The 18,219-nt window shown below is 45.9% G+C and carries 14 protein-coding genes, 2 tRNA genes and 2 riboswitches; of the genes, 12 read left to right on the top strand and 4 right to left on the bottom strand.

Annotated features, from left to right (window positions below):
* Positions 1-203 precede the first annotated feature (203 nt).
* Together ISALK_RS06305 and ISALK_RS06300 are read left to right on the top strand one after the other, a co-directional pair.
* Positions 204-279 (top strand) — tRNA-Lys (locus tag ISALK_RS06305).
* A gap of 3 nt (positions 280-282) precedes the next feature.
* Positions 283-357 (top strand) — tRNA-Glu (locus tag ISALK_RS06300).
* 55 nt (positions 358-412) lie between these two features.
* Here the strand turns inward: ISALK_RS06300 and ISALK_RS06295 are convergent.
* Both ISALK_RS06295 and ISALK_RS06290 read right to left on the bottom strand, forming a co-directional pair.
* The gene (locus ISALK_RS06295; protein WP_160720260.1) at positions 413-1,390 is read right to left on the bottom strand and encodes an ATP-binding protein; all 978 of its coding nucleotides are present in this window, start codon (positions 1,388-1,390) and stop codon (positions 413-415) included.
* Positions 1,391-1,404: 14 nt separating this feature from the next.
* Positions 1,405-2,586, bottom strand: coding sequence for a DnaD domain protein (locus ISALK_RS06290; protein WP_236660286.1), 1,182 nt, complete (start codon positions 2,584-2,586; stop codon positions 1,405-1,407).
* A 234-nt stretch (positions 2,587-2,820) separates the two neighbouring features.
* Between ISALK_RS06290 and ISALK_RS06285 the strand changes: the two genes are divergently transcribed.
* From ISALK_RS06285 to ISALK_RS06250, 8 genes are all read left to right on the top strand, one after another.
* Positions 2,821-4,359: a peptidoglycan DD-metalloendopeptidase family protein gene (locus ISALK_RS06285; protein ID WP_160720258.1), complete on the top strand. Its 1,539-nt coding sequence runs from the start codon at positions 2,821-2,823 to the stop codon at positions 4,357-4,359.
* A gap of 198 nt (positions 4,360-4,557) precedes the next feature.
* Entirely contained in the window at positions 4,558-5,835 is a 1,278-nt protein-coding gene (gene murA / locus ISALK_RS06280) for a UDP-N-acetylglucosamine 1-carboxyvinyltransferase (RefSeq protein WP_160720256.1), read from the top strand.
* Between the two features lie 31 nt (positions 5,836-5,866).
* Positions 5,867-6,667: an MBL fold metallo-hydrolase gene (locus tag ISALK_RS06275; RefSeq protein WP_160720254.1), complete on the top strand. Its 801-nt coding sequence runs from the start codon at positions 5,867-5,869 to the stop codon at positions 6,665-6,667.
* 62 nt (positions 6,668-6,729) lie between these two features.
* Positions 6,730-8,022: a serine protease HtrA gene (gene htrA / locus ISALK_RS06270; protein ID WP_160720251.1), complete on the top strand. Its 1,293-nt coding sequence runs from the start codon at positions 6,730-6,732 to the stop codon at positions 8,020-8,022.
* A 30-nt stretch (positions 8,023-8,052) separates the two neighbouring features.
* Positions 8,053-8,532 (top strand): 23S rRNA (pseudouridine(1915)-N(3))-methyltransferase RlmH, encoded by a 480-nt coding sequence (gene rlmH, locus ISALK_RS06265; protein WP_160720249.1) that lies wholly within the window; start codon positions 8,053-8,055, stop codon positions 8,530-8,532.
* Between the two features lie 191 nt (positions 8,533-8,723).
* Entirely contained in the window at positions 8,724-9,407 is a 684-nt protein-coding gene (gene ftsE / locus ISALK_RS06260) for a cell division ATP-binding protein FtsE (protein ID WP_160720247.1), read from the top strand.
* Positions 9,400-10,284 carry a permease-like cell division protein FtsX gene (gene ftsX, locus ISALK_RS06255; protein WP_160720245.1) on the top strand — a complete coding sequence of 295 codons (885 nt, stop codon included), beginning with the start codon at positions 9,400-9,402 and terminating at the stop codon, positions 10,282-10,284. Before ftsE ends, ftsX begins: the two co-directional genes overlap by 8 nt.
* Before the next feature lie 20 nt (positions 10,285-10,304).
* Positions 10,305-11,723, top strand: coding sequence for a DUF3048 domain-containing protein (locus ISALK_RS06250; RefSeq protein ID WP_160720243.1), 1,419 nt, complete (start codon positions 10,305-10,307; stop codon positions 11,721-11,723).
* Positions 11,724-11,821: 98 nt separating this feature from the next.
* Here the strand turns inward: ISALK_RS06250 and ISALK_RS06245 are convergent, their stop codons facing one another.
* Positions 11,822-13,204 carry an NCS2 family permease gene (locus tag ISALK_RS06245; RefSeq protein ID WP_201756847.1) on the bottom strand — a complete coding sequence of 461 codons (1,383 nt, stop codon included), beginning with the start codon at positions 13,202-13,204 and terminating at the stop codon, positions 11,822-11,824.
* 327 nt (positions 13,205-13,531) lie between these two features.
* A complete protein-coding gene (locus tag ISALK_RS06240; RefSeq protein ID WP_160720241.1) occupies positions 13,532-14,266 on the bottom strand; it encodes a class D sortase in 735 nt (244 codons plus the stop codon).
* Positions 14,267-14,385: 119 nt separating this feature from the next.
* A riboswitch (cyclic di-GMP riboswitch) is annotated at positions 14,386-14,474 on the bottom strand.
* Between the two features lie 189 nt (positions 14,475-14,663).
* Positions 14,664-14,754, bottom strand: a riboswitch (cyclic di-GMP riboswitch).
* A 454-nt stretch (positions 14,755-15,208) separates the two neighbouring features.
* Between ISALK_RS06240 and ISALK_RS06235 the strand changes: the two genes are divergently transcribed.
* Both ISALK_RS06235 and ISALK_RS06230 read left to right on the top strand, forming a co-directional pair.
* The gene (locus tag ISALK_RS06235; RefSeq protein WP_160720239.1) at positions 15,209-16,342 is read left to right on the top strand and encodes an aminotransferase; all 1,134 of its coding nucleotides are present in this window, start codon (positions 15,209-15,211) and stop codon (positions 16,340-16,342) included.
* Between the two features lie 4 nt (positions 16,343-16,346).
* Entirely contained in the window at positions 16,347-18,212 is a 1,866-nt protein-coding gene (locus ISALK_RS06230) for a MutS family DNA mismatch repair protein (protein ID WP_160720237.1), read from the top strand.
* Positions 18,213-18,219: the final 7 nt, after the last annotated feature.

Here is an 18,219-nt window from a genome sequence, read left to right as displayed (position 1 = left end):
GTTAATATTACCTTTCTGATTATGTCCACCTCATTTCTTAGTCCTGAGGTTCTATTATAATAGATTTAATAGTATTTGGGACATAGTCACTTGTGATATATTAAGACATTATCATATATGGATCATATAGGGAGAAAGAATGATCAAAAAAAGCATTGACTTTCAAGATCGAATCCGTTAATATATATAACTGTGAGTAAAGCGACCCATTAGCTCAGTTGGCAGAGCACCTGACTTTTAATCAGGGTGTCCCGCGTTCGAGTCGCGGATGGGTCACCATTTGGCCCCTTGGTCAAGCGGTTAAGACACCGCCCTTTCACGGCGGTAACAGGGGTTCGATTCCCCTAGGGGTCACCAATTCAAAAAAACCTTTTCTGATATTATCAGAAAAGGTTTTTTGTTTTTTGCTTTTTTATTGTTTCTCCCAGCGAAGATCTTCACCATAGAACTTTAACACATCAAAATGGGCAATCAGCCGGGAAAAGATCCGGTCATCATATCGTTCCGCCAGTTCCATAGGACTTAAATTTGTTGAGATCATAATTTTCTTTCCCCGAAGAATCCGACTGTTGATCAGGTTAAACAGTTCACTGTTGGTAAAGGAATTGGTAAGTTCCGCCCCTAAATCATCTATGATCAAAAGGTCCGCCTCAAATAACAGATTGTATTCCTCTTTATTTTGGCTTCGACGAAACCTTAAATCCTCCAGTACCTCGATCATTTTAAAGGAAGTCTGATAGATCACGATATGCCCCCGATCCAGCAGGGCCTTTGCTACGCAGTTGGCCAAAAAGGTTTTTCCAAGGCCGGTGCCTCCATAAAATAAAAGGTTTTTTGTCTGGGGGTCTTTAAAGTTCATGACAAAACCCTCCGAGGTATTGAGTAGATGCATCATGTTTTGCCGGGGAGAGCGTTTTTCCTCCCCATAGGGTTCCGTGGAGAAAAGATCGATATTAAAGCTATGGAAGTTTTCTTTATCCAGGGTGTTGGTGAGGTTGGAGAGATTATAGGCCCGGTCAATGAGCTTTTGCTTAAAACAGGCGCATTTTTTCCCATTTCCTAAAAATCCCCGGTCTTTACACTGTTCACAGTGATAAACCTTTTCCAGGTAAGAAAGGGGGATGTTGTTTTCTGTAAGCAGCATGGCCCGGTCTTCCTTTAAATTCTCCATTTCTTTGGAAATACGGTCCATCAGTTGTTGACTTTCCCCGGGGGCTTCGATGATGGACTTGGATAACATCAGTCCCAGTCTTGCGATTTCCTGATCAATCTCTTTGATCCTGGGTACCCGACGGTATACTTCCTCCCGTCGCTGTTTTTTCAGGTCTTCACTTTGCTGTCGAAGGCGATCGTATTCTCTTAAAATTTCTTTAATATATTGTTGAAACATGTAAGACCTCCCATTTACTCTTTGTTTTGTCTTTTCATAATGAGGGCTTCTAATTCTTCCGCATTATACTTTGAGGTTCGACTGTCGGATAGATGGAACTTGGTTTTGAATTGATCCCTGGAAGGTTTTTGCAGGGAGGGTTTGGCGTTTTTCTTTTGTTTGGAGGCTTGACGAAGTTCCTCCACATCCTCTAAAGACCCTACCTTATTCTTATGCCAGTTTTTCAGGACCCCATGGATATAGCTGATGTTGGGATTTGCAATTTTCACGGACTCCTCACAGGCCCGAAGAATAATTTCCAAGGAGAAGCCGAAGTCATCGAACCAAAGATCCATGAATTCCCGTTCCTTTTCCGAGGGCTCCCGGTTGGAAAAACCCAGGGCCCTGAAGATCCGGTTGTACAGGGAAAAACGATCCTTGGTGGACTCAAGATGAGCCTGGAGCTGCTCTACCGAAGTAATTCCCTGATCGTACCAGTTTCGCACCACGCCTCCTACATACTGAACAGTGGAAATGTTCTTTTTATGCTTTGCAAAGCTGTAGGCTTTCACGATCAGGGGGGGTTCAATATTAAAATTGAAAAACCACTCGAGGATTTCAATCTTTTCATTGGGGTAGAGGGATCGGTGGATGATTTTGTTGATTTCTCCGAACATGGTGCGTATTTGCGGTACTTTGTTGGCCTCGATCAGGTCCTCGGGGGTACAGTTATAGGGATTTTTATAGTGCTCACCGGATCCCACCGGGGGACTTTCCTGGGAAGGACTGTCTTCAGCGGTTTTTTCAACCGGTGTCTTCTCCCTGGGGGTTTCTTTGTTATGGGAGATCGTTTTCCGGTAGTGATGTTCCAGTAAAAATTTCTCTTTTAAATCCAGGAACTCCACGGAAAAATTCTCCCGTTCTTCATAATGGGAGGATGGACCGAGGGGGTGGGTTTTGATCACTCCCTGGGCCTCCCAATATTTCCAAGCATCCAAAACGTCGGATAAGGGAATTCCCAGCAGTTCTCCTAAGGACTGGTGGGAAGTGACGGGAGCCTCCCCGAAAGATTCAACGGTCTGTAAGGCCTTTTGATAACCCAAAAGATAGACCTTAACATAGGTCCCGTTGGCTTTGGGAAGAAATTTATTAAGAAAAATATTGTCTATGGATACAGACTCTAATTCTTCAATGGATCGGGATTTTTTATAAAACATGATATTCACTCCAATTATCATTCATAGTCCTTTTATTATAACACATCCCATAGGGAGACCAAAGCATCGAAAAATTTCGACAAAAATCGAGAAAGGAAAGATTTATTATTGATTCTGTAAAAGAATATGATATAATATAAAAAGCATCGATAAAAACATGACTAAATTACTATAAAAAAACTCGAGGATTTTCCAGCAGTATAGATAAAAAACTTTCCAATAAGAGGTGAAGGCATGGGTTACTTCCAAAAATTGAGGCAACAGGGAAAAGATAAGATGGAAAAGAGCGGCGCATGGTTGCAGAAACAACGAAAAACCCTGAAATTAACAGAAAAAACAAATAACATAAAAAGATACATAGCAACAACAACAGCGCAAACAAAAGAAAAAATCAAAGGTAAGAAGATTACCCTTCCCCAAAAGGGAGGCGTGGTCTTAGGTATCGGCTTTGCCGTATTACTGGTAGTAGGGGTGACCCTCAGCAGTGAAGGAGTGCCCATACTGGAGCCTACCTATGAAGGTTATACCGTCAGCGTTGAGGATGAAGAGATCGGCGTTGTGGAAAATCGGGAAATTGTTGAGCAAATGGTAAAGGATATGGAAGAGGATCTTCGGGATCGCCATGATGAGAATATTGTGGTAGAAGAGGAAAGTCTCTCCTTTACAAAGGGAGAATTCAAAGAAAGTGAAACCCCATTAACGGAGCTTTCAGTTATTGAGGAAAGAATCCTATCCAGCATTGATTATCATGTGGAGGCCTACACCATTAAAGTGGAAGGGGAAACCTTAGTCAAACTACGGAGCGAAGAAGAAGCCTCAAAGCTACTGGATAAGATTAAAGAAGATTATACGGAAGAAGACAAGGAATACGAAGAAGTGGCCTTTAACGAAGAGATAACCATCGAAGAAGCGCTGGTTTCCCTCGGTGAAATTCAAGAAGAGGACAATGCTTTAAAAATTCTGCAAAAAGGCACCGACGAGGAAGAAGTCCATGAAGTTGCAGAGGGCGAGACCATTTCAGAAATTGCGAAACAGTATGGACTGACCTCGGAGGATATTGAACAGGCCAATCGCCATTTGGAAGATCTGCACATGATCAGTATCGGAGATGAACTGAACCTCATCGTGCCGAAGCCCTATATTACTGTACGAACGGTAGAGCATGTGGAATATACGGAAGAAATCGATTTTGAAACAGAATACAATGATACCGACTCCATGTATGAGGGGGACCGAAAGATCACTCAGCAAGGGGCCTCGGGAGAGAAGGAAATTAGCGGCTATGTTATTCGGGAAAATGGCCGGAAAATAGATATGGAAATTGAAGAGGAAAAAATTATTGCGGAACCGGTTACCCGAATTGTCGCCCGGGGAACCGCGGAACGGCCCACCACGGTAGCCACGGGATCCTTCAGCAGTCCTACCCGGGGGCGTTTGACCTCAGGATTCGGAACCCGATGGGGAAGAATGCATAACGGCATCGATGTGGCGGGACCTACGGGAACGCCGGTAAACGCTGCAGACGCAGGACAAGTGGAGTTTGCAGGTTATCGGGGAAGTTATGGAAACCTGGTGATTATCAACCATGAAAACGGTTATCAAACCTATTATGCCCACCTCAATGCGATTAACGTAAGTAGCGGGGATCGGGTGCATAAAGGAGCAAGAATCGGCTCTATGGGCAGTACGGGCAGAAGCACCGGCCCCCATCTGCACTTTGAAGTACGAAGAAACGGCCAACCGACCAATCCCTTGAATTTTGTAAATTATTAACAGCTTCAGCACAAAGATTATTTTTGATAATTCTCGGAATAGCCTAAGGGCTATTCTTTTTTTTAGAAAAAAACCGAAGAGGAGAAAGGTTGTCCCCCCACTTCTTTGGTAGAAATAAATCCGAAGAAGTGGTAGAATGGAAAAGATAAGTTTGAAAAATAAAAAGGTGGTGAAAGCTGATATAAATCAGTGAAAACAATGAATAAATTTGTGATTCAAGGCGGAAAAAAACTAAAAGGGGAAGTGGAAATCAGCGGATTTAAAAATGCTGCGGTGGCGATTTTGCCGGCGAGTATTTTGGCGGAGGAACCTACGGTGATTGAAAACCTTCCGGACATCAGTGATACAAGAACCCTGTTGAGTATATTGGAGAATATGGATGCTGAAAATACCCGAATAACCTCTAATAAGGTGCGTATTGAGCCGAATAAAATGAAGGAATGCAAGGCGGATCATGAAATGGGACGAGGTCTTCGAGCCTCTTACTACTTTCTAGGGGCCGGGCTGGGACGGTTTCATAAAGCGAAGGTGGCTTACCCCGGAGGCTGTCATATCGGCACCCGGCCCATTGATCAACATATTAAGGGATTTGAAGCACTGGGGGCAAAGGTAAAGATCGAACAGGGAATCATCTCTGTCCAGGCCCGGGAGCTCAAAGGGGCAAAAATATACTTAGATGTGGTAAGTGTCGGTGCAACGATCAATATTATGCTTGCAGCGGTGAAAGCGAAGGGTGAAACGATTATCGAAAATGCCGCAAAAGAACCCCATATTGTGGATGTGGCCAACTTTTTAAACGCCCTTGGGGCCAAGGTGAAAGGGGCGGGAACCGATACCATAAAAATTGAGGGAGTGAAGACGCTGGGGGGATGTGAACATGCAATTATTCCGGATCAGATTGAAGCGGGAACCTACATGATCGCTGCAGCGGCCACTCGGGGAGATGTTTTAATTAAAAATGTGATTCCTAAACACTTAGAGTCTGTCACAGCCAAACTCAGAGAAATGAATGTAAGCATTGAGGAAAACGGGGATGAAATCCGGGTGAAAACGTCCAGGAGAACAAAATGTGCGGATGTTAAAACCCTGGTTTATCCCGGATTTCCCACGGATCTTCAACAGCCGATGTCCAGCTTGCTGGCCATATCCGAAGGCACGGGATCCATTACAGAAAACATCTTTGAAGGACGATTTAAGCATGTAGAACAGTTAAAACGCATGGGAGCCGTGATCCGGGTGGAAGGGAAAGTCGCCATTATTGAAGGGGTGAAAAAATTATCTCCCACCACGGTGATCGCCTCGGACCTCCGGGCGGGCGCCGCCTTGGTGATTGCCGCCCTCAGCACCAAGGGGCAATCGGAAATTCGAGAGGTGCAGCACATTTTACGGGGGTATGACGGGATTGAGGAAAAGCTACAAAGTCTCGGGGGAAAAATAGAGCTGGTAAAGGAACAAGAAGTGGAGAAAGAAGTGTAGCCCCAGGAGAAAAATCGAGGAGGAAAAAGACTTGATACGATTTTGTTCATTAGTCAGCGGCAGTGCCGGCAACAGTTACGCCTTTTCCGATGGAGAACAGCGATTCTTAGTGGATGCGGGTCTAAGCGGTAAACAGATTGAAAACCGTTTGGCGGAAATTGACATAGATCCCGAAAGCCTGTCGGGGATTTTGATCTCCCATGAACACATTGATCATATTAAAGGGGCGGGAATCCTTTCAAGACGGTATGATCTTCCGGTATATGCCAATCAGGGAACCTGGCAGGCCATGGAGGATAAAATCGGAAAGATTGCGGAAAAAAACCGAAGAACTTTTCAAACCAATGAAATTTTTTCCATGGGAAAATTAACAATCAAACCCTATAAAACCTCTCATGATGCGGCGGAATCCGTGGGATTCACGGTGTCCGGAGGGAGAGAAAAGGTCAGTATCGCCACGGACATCGGCTGTATGACACCGGAGATCCTTGAAGAAATCAAGGGTTCGGACCTTGTGGTCTTAGAGGCAAATCATGATGTGGAAGTGCTAAAATCCGGAAGGTATCCCTATTCTTTAAAACGGAGGATTCTTTCGGACCAGGGACATCTTTCCAATGAAGCGGCGGGGGACTGTATCTGTTATTTAGCGGAAAACAAGGTGGAGAACTTTGTACTGGCCCACCTCAGTGAAGAAAACAATTTCCCGGAACTGGCCTTATCCACTATCCAGGGAATGCTTTCGGAACGTCAACGGACAAAGCATTTAAAAATAAATGTGGATATCGCTTTTAGGAACCGCATCGGACGGGTATATGAGTTTAATAAAAGCTAACACTAGGAGACCGGCTTCCCCTTGGAAGCGGGGGAACTTTCTTGAGAGCAGGAGGGAAAAGCATGGATCAAGAGCGGGAAAATAAAAAGAAAACATACCAAGAGAAAAACCAGGGGAGTGGAACCTATTATTACTATCAGACCCCCTCTTCCACGGAGGATTTCTTAGAGGATCATCCGGAAGGAGAAAAGATCACCGGGAAAAACCAAGGAGAAGAGCCAAGGGATCAAACCGATACCTTAAAGAACAAACCGACTAAAACCTCCAAGGGCAAGGTGGGCTTTCTAGGGGTTCTGTTAGGAGTTATCCTGGGAGGAGCCCTAGTCTTTGGCGGAGGAGTCTATCTCCTGCCGGATTTTATTGACCGGGCCATGCCGGACATGAGAGAAGAAAGTCCCTCTATTTCTGTGGAGGAAGGTCTGGACTTAAATATTTATTCCGCCGTGGCGGAACAGGCCATGCCTTCGGTGGTAGGAATCACTACCGTAACCTTGGAACGGGACCTGTTTTTTGGAGATCTACGGGAACGACCGGGACTGGGTACCGGAGTCATCGTCGATGAACGGGGATATATTCTCACAAACTCCCATGTGATCGGAGACGGAGAGGTAACGGAGCTGATGGTCCTCCTTCATGATGGCGAGGAACTGCCGGCGGAGGTGCTATGGAACGAAGCATCCCTGGACCTGGCCATTATCAAAGTGGATGAAGAAAACTTACCCACGGCAAATTTAGGGGACAGTGATGACCTTCTGGTGGGAGAGATTACCATTGCTATTGGCAACCCCATGGGTCTGGATTTTGAGCGGACCTTAACCCAAGGGGTGGTCAGCGGACTGAATCGATCGATTCCAACTACCGGAGGCAGCGCCGAGGGGATCGATAACTTTATACAGACCGATGCATCGATTAATCCTGGAAACAGCGGGGGTCCTCTACTGAACACCGATGCGGAAGTGATCGGCATCAATACCGCAAAATTACAGAACGGGGAGGGTCTAGGCTTTGCGATTCCCATTAACACCGCCAAACCCATCATCGAACAATTTGCGGAAACCGGAGAATTTCAGCCGGTGTACCTGGGGGTTCAGGGACTGAACGCCGAGGTCTATCAGCGAAGCTGGGGAGAAGAACTGCCGGTGGACCATGGATTTTATGTAGCGGAAGTCAACCTCGGGTCCGTAGCAGAAGAATACGACATCGAGTCCGGAGATGTGATCGTGGGAGTGAATGGTCAGGAAGTACGGAATCGAGGCACCTTGATTCGGGAGCTTTACAAACTCACGCCGGGAGACCGGGCCATTATCACCATTGTTCGAGGGGAAGAGGAAATCGATATCGAAGTGGTATTTTAAGGAAAAAAGGAAAATGCAAGGAGTCAGAAAATGAAAATCGACATTATTGCCGTAGGAAAACTGAAAGAAAAATACTTGAAAATCGGGATGGAAGAGTACCTGAAAAGACTGCAGAGCTATGCCAAGGTCAAAGTTTGGGAAGTGCCCGATGAAAAAACCCTAGAGGGAGGAAGTCTCCGGGAAGTGTCAATCATTCAAGAAAAGGAAGCTGAGAGGATTGTAAAAAAAATTCCCGAAGGTGCTCAGGTGATCGCCTTGGATATTCAAGGGAAAATGCTGACTTCTGAAGAACTGTCGGAGACCTTTCAAGAGTACGGCCTTCGCGGGAAAAGCCATTGGATTTTTATTATCGGCGGTTCCCTGGGGCTTTCAAAAGAGATTTTACAGCGAGCGGATCTTCGTCTTTCTTTTTCTAAAATGACCTTTCCCCATCAACTGATGCGTCTCATTTTACTGGAGCAAATCTATCGGGGCTTTAAAATTTTAAAAAGAGAACCCTACCATAAATAATCAAAGGTTGTGAAAATCGCCTCTGAACCTAATAATACCGGGATTCAGAGGTTTTTTTACGGATTGTTTAACAAATATCCGTTGAACGTTGAACGTAAAAGGATACCTGTTTTTTAATAAGAATATGGTATAATATTGTTGATCTTAATATGATTGTCAATGATTTAATAATGTAGAAAGGGGCATTCATCGTGATAGAAATTAATAAAGTAAGTATGCTGTATCCCGGAACCGAGGATCCGGCCTTAGAAGAACTATCCTTAGAACTAACCTCCGGAGAGTTTCTTTTTTTAGTGGGTCCCAGCGGTGCCGGTAAGAGTACGATCATTAAACTGCTTTTTCGGGAGACGCTTCCAACATCAGGACAGATTAGTTTTGAGCGCAAGGATATCGCTGCCTATAAAAAAAAGGATATTCTGGAACATCGTCGAAAAATCGGGATGGTTTTTCAGGATTATAAACTGATCAAACAAAAAACTGTATTTGAAAATGTGGCCTTTGCCTTGGAGGTTCTGGGGTATTCTCCAAAGGAAATCGAAGAAAAAGTTCCGGAAGCCTTAGTAAAAGTAGGCCTTAGTCACAAGCAAAAAGCCTTTCCCAAAGAGCTTTCGGGAGGAGAGCAACAACGGGTGGGCATCGCTCGAGCCATTGTTAAAAATCCGGATTTGATTCTGGCCGATGAGCCAACGGGAAACTTGGACCGGGACAATGCCCTGCAGTTAATGGAGTTGTTCGAAAAAATCAACTTGGAAGGGACCACCATCGTCATCGCCACCCATGCCTGGGATCTGGTGGATCGTATGCAAAAACGGGTGGTAGCCTTATCCGGGGGAAAACTAAAACGGGATGAGAAAGGAGGGTATGACCATGAATAGATATGCCTTTGGATATTGTATCAGACAAAGTTTTCGATCGCTGTCAAGAAATGCCTGGCTCGCCCTTCTTACTTCCGGGCTGATTGCCATATCCCTGATTATCTTAGGGGGATTTTTACTGGTAACCACAAATGTGAATCAGTTTATACATACCTTGGAATCCAATGTGGAAATCAGCGTGTTCCTGGAAGAAGGGGTAAGTGCTTCAGAGGTGGAAGCCCAGATTGCCGGTTTAGAAGGGGTAACGGAACAGACCTTCGTTTCCAAGGAAGAGGGACTGGAGAACTTTTCAAGAACCATGGGGGACCCGACCCTGTTACGGGATTTGGAAGGGGAAGACAATCCCCTGCCGGACTTGATCCGGGTTCAGGTTTCCGAGCCGGAGCAGGTAGCGGTTGTAGCCCAGACCGTGGGGGCTTATCCGGAAGTAGAGTTGGTGGATTATGGGGAGGAACTGGTAACCCGCTTAATGCAGATTACCAGTCGACTAAACGCCTTATTTTTAACCTTAGGGGTACTGATTGCCCTGGGCGCCGTATTTTTGATTGTTAACATCATTCGACTCTCCGCCGTGGCACGTCAGGAAGAAGTGGTGGTTATGAAATATATGGGAGCCAGTAACGGCTATATACGATTTCCTTTTTTAATGGAGGGAATGGTGATGGGTTGGACGGGAACCGTGGTTGCGATCCTAGCCTTAGGGATGATTTATACCCAATTGGCCTCGGCCTTCGGACAGGATTCCTTGATCCTGTTATTTCAACCGGTTACCGATATGGAGCGACTGCTGCCGATCTTTTTAGGATTAATGATTATGGGAACTTTGATGGCAGGCTTCGGAAGCTTTGTATCCATTCGAAAGTATCTTAAGGTGTAGTGTAAAGGAGGTGTTGAAAAATGTATCGTAAAATTACTATTATGGCTCTTATACTATTGCTTTTTATAGGGATGGCAAGCGGACATAAGTCGGAGGTTTACGGGAGTCCGGATAATCCCTTGGAAGAAGTGGAGGAAATTGAAGATGATATCGCTGAATACGAAGAAACCATCCGACTGCTGAACGAGGATATTGAAGGACGGTTGGAGCGTTTGGATGAACTGGATCGAGAACTTGCCAAAATCGAGCAGGAGCTTGAAGACACGGAAGCTGCCCTGATGGATTCTCAAAAGAGACTGGAGGAAACCACAAAGCAATTCGGGGGTCGGGTAAGAAGCTCCTATATGAAAGGGGGGACCTCCTATCTAGAGACCCTGCTGGCAGCGGATAATTTTGGGGACCTGATCATTCGACTGGCCTATATGCAAAGAATTGCTGATCGGGATGCGGAACTGATCAGTTCCGTCAGGGAAGAGCAGCAAAGAACGGAAGAACAACGGTTGGCCATGGAAGAACAACGGGATAATATTGAAGATCGAAAATTCCAAATGCAGGCGGAGCGAATAAACCTGGAGGATCAGCGCGAGACACTAACACTCCTGTTAGAAGCTTCACGGGAAGAGCTGGAAGAGGCCTTAACACGGGTTCCTCAATCGGAGGGAAAGCCGATCTACGGTATCGCCCTGGACAATCATCCCAATGCAAGACCGCAACATGGTTTATCCCAGGCAAACATTGTGTATGAGTATGAAGTGGAGGGGCGGGCAACCCGTTACTTGGCCCTTTTTCATGAGCTTCCTTCCAAGGTGGGTCCGATTCGAAGCGCAAGGGAACACAGTATCATGCTTGCTTGGGAAAATAATATAAACTTTATTACCGCCAGCGGAAGCAGGGATAACCTGGAACGGATCCGAGACTGGGGAGTGAGCTACACCAATGCCTTGTCCCACGGTGATTTTTATCGGGACAGTGCCCGGCGGGCCCCTCATAACCTCTACGTTAACTTATCCACCCTGGGACAGGGAAGTTCTTCTCCCGGCTCGGTGCTTCGTCCGGGACATATCAGCCGCCAGGGAAGTTCAGGGAATTCCTTTTCAATAGAATACAGCAACAACTATCGAATTTCCTATCAATACGATGAGAATCAGGAAGCCTATAGAAGGCTGATCAACGGCAGTCGCCACCAGGACGCTACGGGAGCCGCTATTTGGGCGCGAAACGTTATTGTTCAGTATACCAATCACCCCAGGGACAGCCGGGGACGAACGACTCCCGAGGTGCTGGGAGAAGGCCCCATTGATTATTATGTCAGCGGACAACGCTTCCGGGGAACCTGGAAAAAAACCAGTCCCAACGGGGCTACCCGATTTTATTATGAGGACGGCCAGGAGATCGAACGGATATACGGATCCACTTGGATTCAAATTGCCCGGCCGTAAATTATCTTTACAAAAAATCCGCCCCTTCCTTAGAGGTATAAGGAAGGGGCGGATTTTTTATGATCACTAGAAAAGTGAAAAATCTTCCGGTGTGAAGGCTAAAGGGTCATAAACCGAATCACAAATAAGATCGCTAAAATCACCATCACAGGATTGATCTCCTGAAATCTTCTAGTGGCTACTTTTAAAATCACATAGGAGATGATCCCGCCGGCAATCCCTTCGGCAATGCTGCTGGTAAAGGGCATCAGGGCAATGGTGAAAAAGGCGGGGGCCCCTTCGGTAATATCAGAAAAGTCCAGCTTGGTTAAGCTGTTCATCATAAGGATACCGATAACAATTAAGGCGGGAGCCGTGGCGGCGCCGGGAATGATGCCCACAATCCCTGAGAAAAACAGGGCAACCACAAAGAGAATTCCCGTAGTCAGGGCGGTAAGTCCGGTCTTTCCCCCGGAGGCGATCCCTGCAGAACACTCTAAATAGGTAGAGGTGGTGGTGGTGCCGATAAAAGAGCTGATGGTGGTGGAAACGGAATCACAAAGGAGGGCTTTTTTCATGTTTCGCACTTCCCCATTTTCATTGTAAAGCTTTCCTCGATCGGCTACCGCAAGAATGGTTCCGATATTATCAAATAAATCCACCAGGGAAATGGTTAAGATCACCATGATAATATTTAATAGGGCAAATCCGATGCCATCATTACCCAGTAGTCCCATGAAATCCTGTTGGAAGAAGGTACCGCCGATGGAAGGCGGCATGGATAAAAAGCCGATCCCCGACAGATCGGTTACCCCAAGGGGAATCCCGATGACCGTAGTGAAGGCGATGGATAGTATCAACGCTGCTTTGAACCCCTTTGCCATCAGCAAAAGAGTGGTAAAAAGTCCGATAATGCTGAGGAGGACACTGGGGTTTCCAAGATTTCCAAAATACATGCCGCCCTCTTCTGCGACGACGATGCCTGCATTTTGAAAGCCGATTAAAGCAATAAACAGACCGATTCCCCCGGTAATGGCAATTTTAATGGTTTGGGGCAGGCTGTTCATAATTTTCGCCCGGGCGGGGGTAATGGAGATGATGAAAAACACCATTCCCGAAACCGTAACCGCCGCAAGGCCCTGTTGCCAGGTATATCCCATGGGACCTACCACCGTATAGGCAAAAAAGATGGTAAGGCCCAAACCGGGAGAAGTGGCCAAGGGCAGTTTGGAAACAAAGGCATGGGCAAAGGTTCCGATGATGGCAATAAGGCAAACGGAAGTATACAGCCCTTCCGGGGGCATTCCCGCATCGGCTAAAAAGCCGGGGATCACCACAAGAACATAGGCCATGGTTAAGAAGGTTGTAATGCCTGCGGTAATTTCGGTTTTAATATCGGTGCCAAAATGGGAAAGCTGGTAAAAGCTTTCGAAAAAATTCCGAAGCCTGTTGCGTTTTTCCTTGTTACGAATTTTTGGTTGATCATAGGTTCGCTCTGTCAATGTAATACCTCCTAAGGATATGAGATTATGAAAAAATGTATAAAAATCTATATAAAAAATACACGTGAAGAATCTTGTGTATTTTCAATAAAATTAATGAAAAAAAAACGGTGAAATACAAGGCGAAATTGTGCCGCTGTTCACAAAACCCAGGGTAAAAGGGGATTTTGCGAAAGGAGTGTAACAATAAATTAACAATCCGTCAAGCCTGAATTTAAAAAGTTACAGGTTGAATGGCGAGGGAAATTTGCACAAAAAAAGGTACCGCTTTTAGGAAGTCAGCGGTACCCCATGTTCCAAAGGAGATATTTAGGGGAAGCTCCCGGATTATCCATCCTCGGCTATTCTTCCGTGGACAATTAACCGGTAATCTGCGGTATATCGTGGATGACAGGTAATTAAGGTAACAATACGATCGGTCTGGTTTCGGTTGAGGACGGATAAATCCGTGGGATCCACGATTTTGGTATCGTAAACCGTATACACAAAGGTCCCGTCTTGGGTTTGAACAATAATTTCATCCCCTACATCCAGTTCATTTAAACGATAGAAGAATCGACCGTCCCGGTTGGCTCGATGTCCGGCAATGGCGGTGTTTCCGATTTCACCGGGGGCGGCGGTTCCAATCATTTGACCGGCTCCCCGATCCAAGGTTTGGGCATCGCTTCCAAAGAGTAAGGGAAGGTTTACATCAATCGAAGGGATTTCTATTTTCCCGATGACGGCGCCTCGTTCAACATAACTTACCTCACTGTCAGAAGGCCCGTCGTCAAGAGGCGCGGTTCTTTCCTGGGAAGAAGACTCCGCCGGCTCCTCCTGGGAGGGCGGATTATCTTGGTCTTCAGCTTCCTCCTCTTCGAAGGCCTGATTCATTTGAGTAAAGCTGTAGGCCGCGGTTTGGGAGAGGTCTTCTTCAACAGCCAGGTTCTCTCCACCGAGCAAGGCTTCCGCTTCATCAAGCATGCGATTCTCCCAATAGGAGCTGTAAAGGTTGCTGGCAAAGGGATAGACCGCCACAAGCACACCGAGAAGTATGATTAAATAGGGAATTTTTTTCTTCATTTTTTTCACGCTCCTCGTTTCTGTAAGGACTTTATTCTTGGTCCTTAAGCTAAGCAAGATTATTTTATGAGAGACAATACTAGCAATAAAAGGGTAATAAAAAAGACTACCATAATAGTTATGGTAGTCGGACAGCCCTAGTGTTTTGTAACACCGTAGACTCGAGACTTTGCGTCCCCGGCTTTCACCGGGTTTGCCTTTGTCATACTGATAAAAGCATTCAGTTGAAATTGATTGTTATTTGTTTTATACCTCGAATCCTGTACTTTAAACACAAAATACAGAATATGTTACTGAAATACTCTCAAACAGTTATATTTCCAAGAGCCCTGGTTATACTCCCGAGAGCCTTAATGAAGGAAGGGATCCCAAACAAAAAAACTGCCGTAAAATAAATTACGGCAGTTGGACCGTCATGGTGTAAGGGTATACACGGTAGACGCCGAACTTTGCGCCTTTTTCTTTCGAAAAAGTGGCCTTTGTACGATTTATTTTGAGGAATAACTAGAAATTTCCCATAAAGGTATTTGTTTAATTTATACCCCATGAAGACTCCCCCCACTTAATTTTTTGGAAATTTGAAGTGGGGATTTCCGGAGGATCGAAGCTTCAGTTTTCAACGAAAAGTGGTTACAAGTATATTTTACCCAGCAAACAGGTGTTTAAACAAAATAAAACTGCCTATGCACCTCCTAGCTAAACGCTGTGATGTTTTGAGGAGGGAGTTCTTTTGGCTAGCAGGATAGAGGCTATACGTCTGGAAGTAGGTCTGGAAGTAGGTCTGGAAGTAGGTTTGGAAGCAAGGGGTTTGGTAGGAGGTTCGGGGGAGTCACCGGGAGTGTCATGATAGTAAGATTTTACCGGGACTTTTATTCCCCCGGTTGTTGTGAATTTTCATTTAATACACTATACTAAAAAGAAAGGAATGAAAGGATGATCCCGATGAAAATCAAACCCTTTGGCGTTGAGGAATGGATGAATCAATACGAAAATGATGCGCTATACAATTTAGGGGAAACCTGTGTAAAATCCCTGACGGTAAAAGAATTGTTAAATTTCCAAGGGCGGGGAAAGGAAGCCCTCGAGGAGATTTATGACATGCAGCTGACCTACGGAGCCATCCCCGGCACGGATAAACTGCGAGAAGGGGTGGCCGGTCTCTATGAGTCGGGAAACATCGCCAATGTGGTGATTGCCCATGGGGGAATCGGCGCCAATCACCTGGTCTTTTCCGCCTTGGTGGAACCGGGGGATGAAGTGATTTCCGTTATGCCCACCTATCAGCAGCACTATTCCATTCCCGAATCCCTGGGGGCAACGGTGAAAATTCTACCCTTAACCCTGGAAAATGGATTTTTGCCGGATATAGGGGCACTGAAAAAAATGGCGAACGAAAACACGAAACTGATTGCCATCAATAACCCCAATAATCCCACGGGATCGTTAATGGATAAAGCATCTTTAGAAGAAATTGTAGAAATCGCGAAAGCCCACGATAGCTATATTCTCTCTGATGAAGTGTACCGGGGTTTGAATCATCAAGGGGCAGCCTTCGGGCCGTCGATTTTTGATTTATATGAAAAGGGGATCTCCACGGGAAGCATGTCCAAGGTTTTTTCCCTAGCGGGGCTTCGCATCGGTTGGATTATGGCAGGGAAGGAAACGGTTCGGGAAATTAACATCCACCGGGATTACAACACCATCTCCTGCGGGAAAATTGATGATTACTTAGCGGGGATTGCCCTGGAGGTAAAGGATAAAATTTTAAAGAGGAATCGAAGCCTGATCCTGGAAAATGCCAAAATTCTGGAGGAATGGGTGAAACGGGAACCGCGCATTACCTATCAAAAGCCCGCCGCCGGAACCACCGCTTTAATTCAATACGACTATAAGATCAAGTCAAGGGATCTAGCCTCAAGCCTCCTTCGAGAGACCGGTGCCTTTGTGGTCCCTGGGGAGGCCCTGGAGCAGGAGGGCTATTTAAGGATCGGATATGCTAATGATTCCAAAACAGTGAAAGAGGGCCTGGATAAAATTTCCGGGTACTTTAGAATCTTAGAAAAAGAAGGGAAATAATCGAATGGAAATGGAATACACAAAGGCTGAGAAGGTTTACCCCAGGTATCATAGGGGGGAAGAGAAGTTTCATAAACGATGGGAGAAACTCCATCAACGGCAAAAAAAACTGAGCAACCTTCGGGTGGCCATGGTGCTGATATTTTTGAGCACCGGTTTTATGCTTGCTTTTCAGCGGGAGAATCTTTTGTTATGGACAGGGTTTATCTTCTCTTTTATTGGCTTTGTGGCCTTTGTCCTCAGCCATGAAACCTTAAAGGAAGGGGAGCAGTATTTAAAAGGATATCAGGACCTCTATAAAAAGCAGCGAATGAGAAAAGAAGGTCGTTGGCGGGAGTTTGAACAGCGGGGAACGGAGTTTATCGACCGGGACCACAGCTTTTCCTACGACCTGGATATTTTTGGGCAGAACTCCATCTTTCAATGGATTGATGATACCACTTCCGCTCTTGGGAAACAAAAGCTCTATCAACTGTTAATCAGCCCCTTGGAAAAAGAAGAGGCCATTATCCGGCGACAAAATCTGTTAGAGGAACTGGGGAAAAAAGAGCTTTGGGTTCGAAGGTTTCTGGTGGAAGGAAGGGTCGGCCGGAAAAAGCAGAAAGACTTCCGGGAAGTGATCCAGTGGGGAAGCACGCTGAACCCGACTTTTTCAAAGCCCGCGGTGATTTTCGCCGTGAAGGCTCTTCCCTGGGTTACATTACTGACAGGACTTGCAGGTATTTTCACCGAGCTTCCCCTAGGGCCCTTCGTATTGCTGCTGGCACTCCACGGTGTACTTTTTGCCCTGGGATTTTTAAAGCGAGGAAGAGTGCTGGGCATGGTTAAGGATTATCAGCTGGAACTGAACCAGTACATCCGGCAGTTGAAAGTGTTTGAGAAACACCGGTTTAACAGTGAAGCCCTACAAGCCCTGCAGCAGTCTTTAAAAGCCGAAGGGGGAAAATCGGGAACGGAACAATTAAAAGCATTGGAAAAACTGGCCAATCGTACGTTAAACAAGCAGAACATGCTGTTTATTCCCATTAACATACTCACCCTTTGGGATTACCGTTGTTTGGTAGATTTGGAACAGTGGAAGAGGGAGTCGGGAAAGGCCCTGGAGCAATGGATCGATACCCTGGGGGAAGTGGAGGCCCTGGTGAGCCTGTCGAATATTCACCGGGATCACCGGGACTGGGCCCTGCCCAAGGTGGCACAGGAACCCTCGGTCTATCATGGGAAAGCCCTGGCCCATCCCCTCATTAGCGGGGGAGCGGTGAGTAATGATATTGTCTTAAACCCTGATAATCCCATTCTATTGATTACAGGATCGAATATGTCTGGGAAAAGTACTTATCTGAGAACCGCCGGGATCAATCTTCTTTTTATGAACATCGGAACCAAGGTCTGTGCCCGGGAAATGGAAGCATCCCTGATGAAGATTCATACCTGTATGCGAATCAGCGATAACATTGAAAAAAACATTTCCTCCTTCTACGGAGAAATCCTTCGAATCAAAGAGATTGTGGAGGAGACGAAAAAAGGAAAACCGGTATTTTTCCTGTTGGATGAAATATTTAAAGGAACCAATTCCATGGACCGCCATCTCGGGGCGAAGATACTGATTCAGCAGCTTTATGAAACCGGAGGGGTGGGTCTGGTATCCACCCATGACTTGGAGCTTACGGAACTGGAGGAAAATCCGAAGGTGGGGGTGAAAAATTATCATTTTCAAGAAACCTATAAAGACGGGGAAATTCAATTTGACTACAAGCTTCGACCGGGAGCCTCCAGAACGACCAACGCCCTGTATCTAATGGAAATGGCGGGGGTAGAGGTTACAAACCGAGGGGACCCTGTTAAAAATTCAAAGGAAAATCCGAAATGAGTAGTTT

Source organism: Isachenkonia alkalipeptolytica, from assembly GCF_009910325.1.
GTDB classification, from domain to species: domain Bacteria; phylum Bacillota; class Clostridia; order Peptostreptococcales; family T1SED10-28; genus Isachenkonia; species Isachenkonia alkalipeptolytica.
This window is presented reverse-complemented; position numbering and strand designations above follow the sequence as displayed.

Excerpts from the sequence above, each read along its gene's own strand:
- ISALK_RS06295 (WP_160720260.1), bottom strand. The coding sequence starts at position 1,390 with ATGTTTCAACAATATATTAAAGAAATTTTAAGAGAATACGATCGCCTT.
- ISALK_RS06290 (WP_236660286.1), bottom strand. The coding sequence starts at position 2,586 with ATGTTTTATAAAAAATCCCGATCCATTGAAGAATTAGAGTCTGTATCC.
- ISALK_RS06285 (WP_160720258.1), top strand. The coding sequence starts at position 2,821 with ATGGGTTACTTCCAAAAATTGAGGCAACAGGGAAAAGATAAGATGGAA.
- murA (WP_160720256.1), top strand. The coding sequence starts at position 4,558 with ATGAATAAATTTGTGATTCAAGGCGGAAAAAAACTAAAAGGGGAAGTG.
- htrA (WP_160720251.1), top strand. The coding sequence starts at position 6,730 with ATGGATCAAGAGCGGGAAAATAAAAAGAAAACATACCAAGAGAAAAAC.
- rlmH (WP_160720249.1), top strand. The coding sequence starts at position 8,053 with ATGAAAATCGACATTATTGCCGTAGGAAAACTGAAAGAAAAATACTTG.
- ftsX (WP_160720245.1), top strand. The coding sequence starts at position 9,400 with ATGAATAGATATGCCTTTGGATATTGTATCAGACAAAGTTTTCGATCG.
- ISALK_RS06250 (WP_160720243.1), top strand. The coding sequence starts at position 10,305 with ATGTATCGTAAAATTACTATTATGGCTCTTATACTATTGCTTTTTATA.
- ISALK_RS06240 (WP_160720241.1), bottom strand. The coding sequence starts at position 14,266 with ATGAAGAAAAAAATTCCCTATTTAATCATACTTCTCGGTGTGCTTGTG.
- ISALK_RS06235 (WP_160720239.1), top strand. The coding sequence starts at position 15,209 with ATGAAAATCAAACCCTTTGGCGTTGAGGAATGGATGAATCAATACGAA.
- ISALK_RS06230 (WP_160720237.1), top strand. The coding sequence starts at position 16,347 with ATGGAAATGGAATACACAAAGGCTGAGAAGGTTTACCCCAGGTATCAT.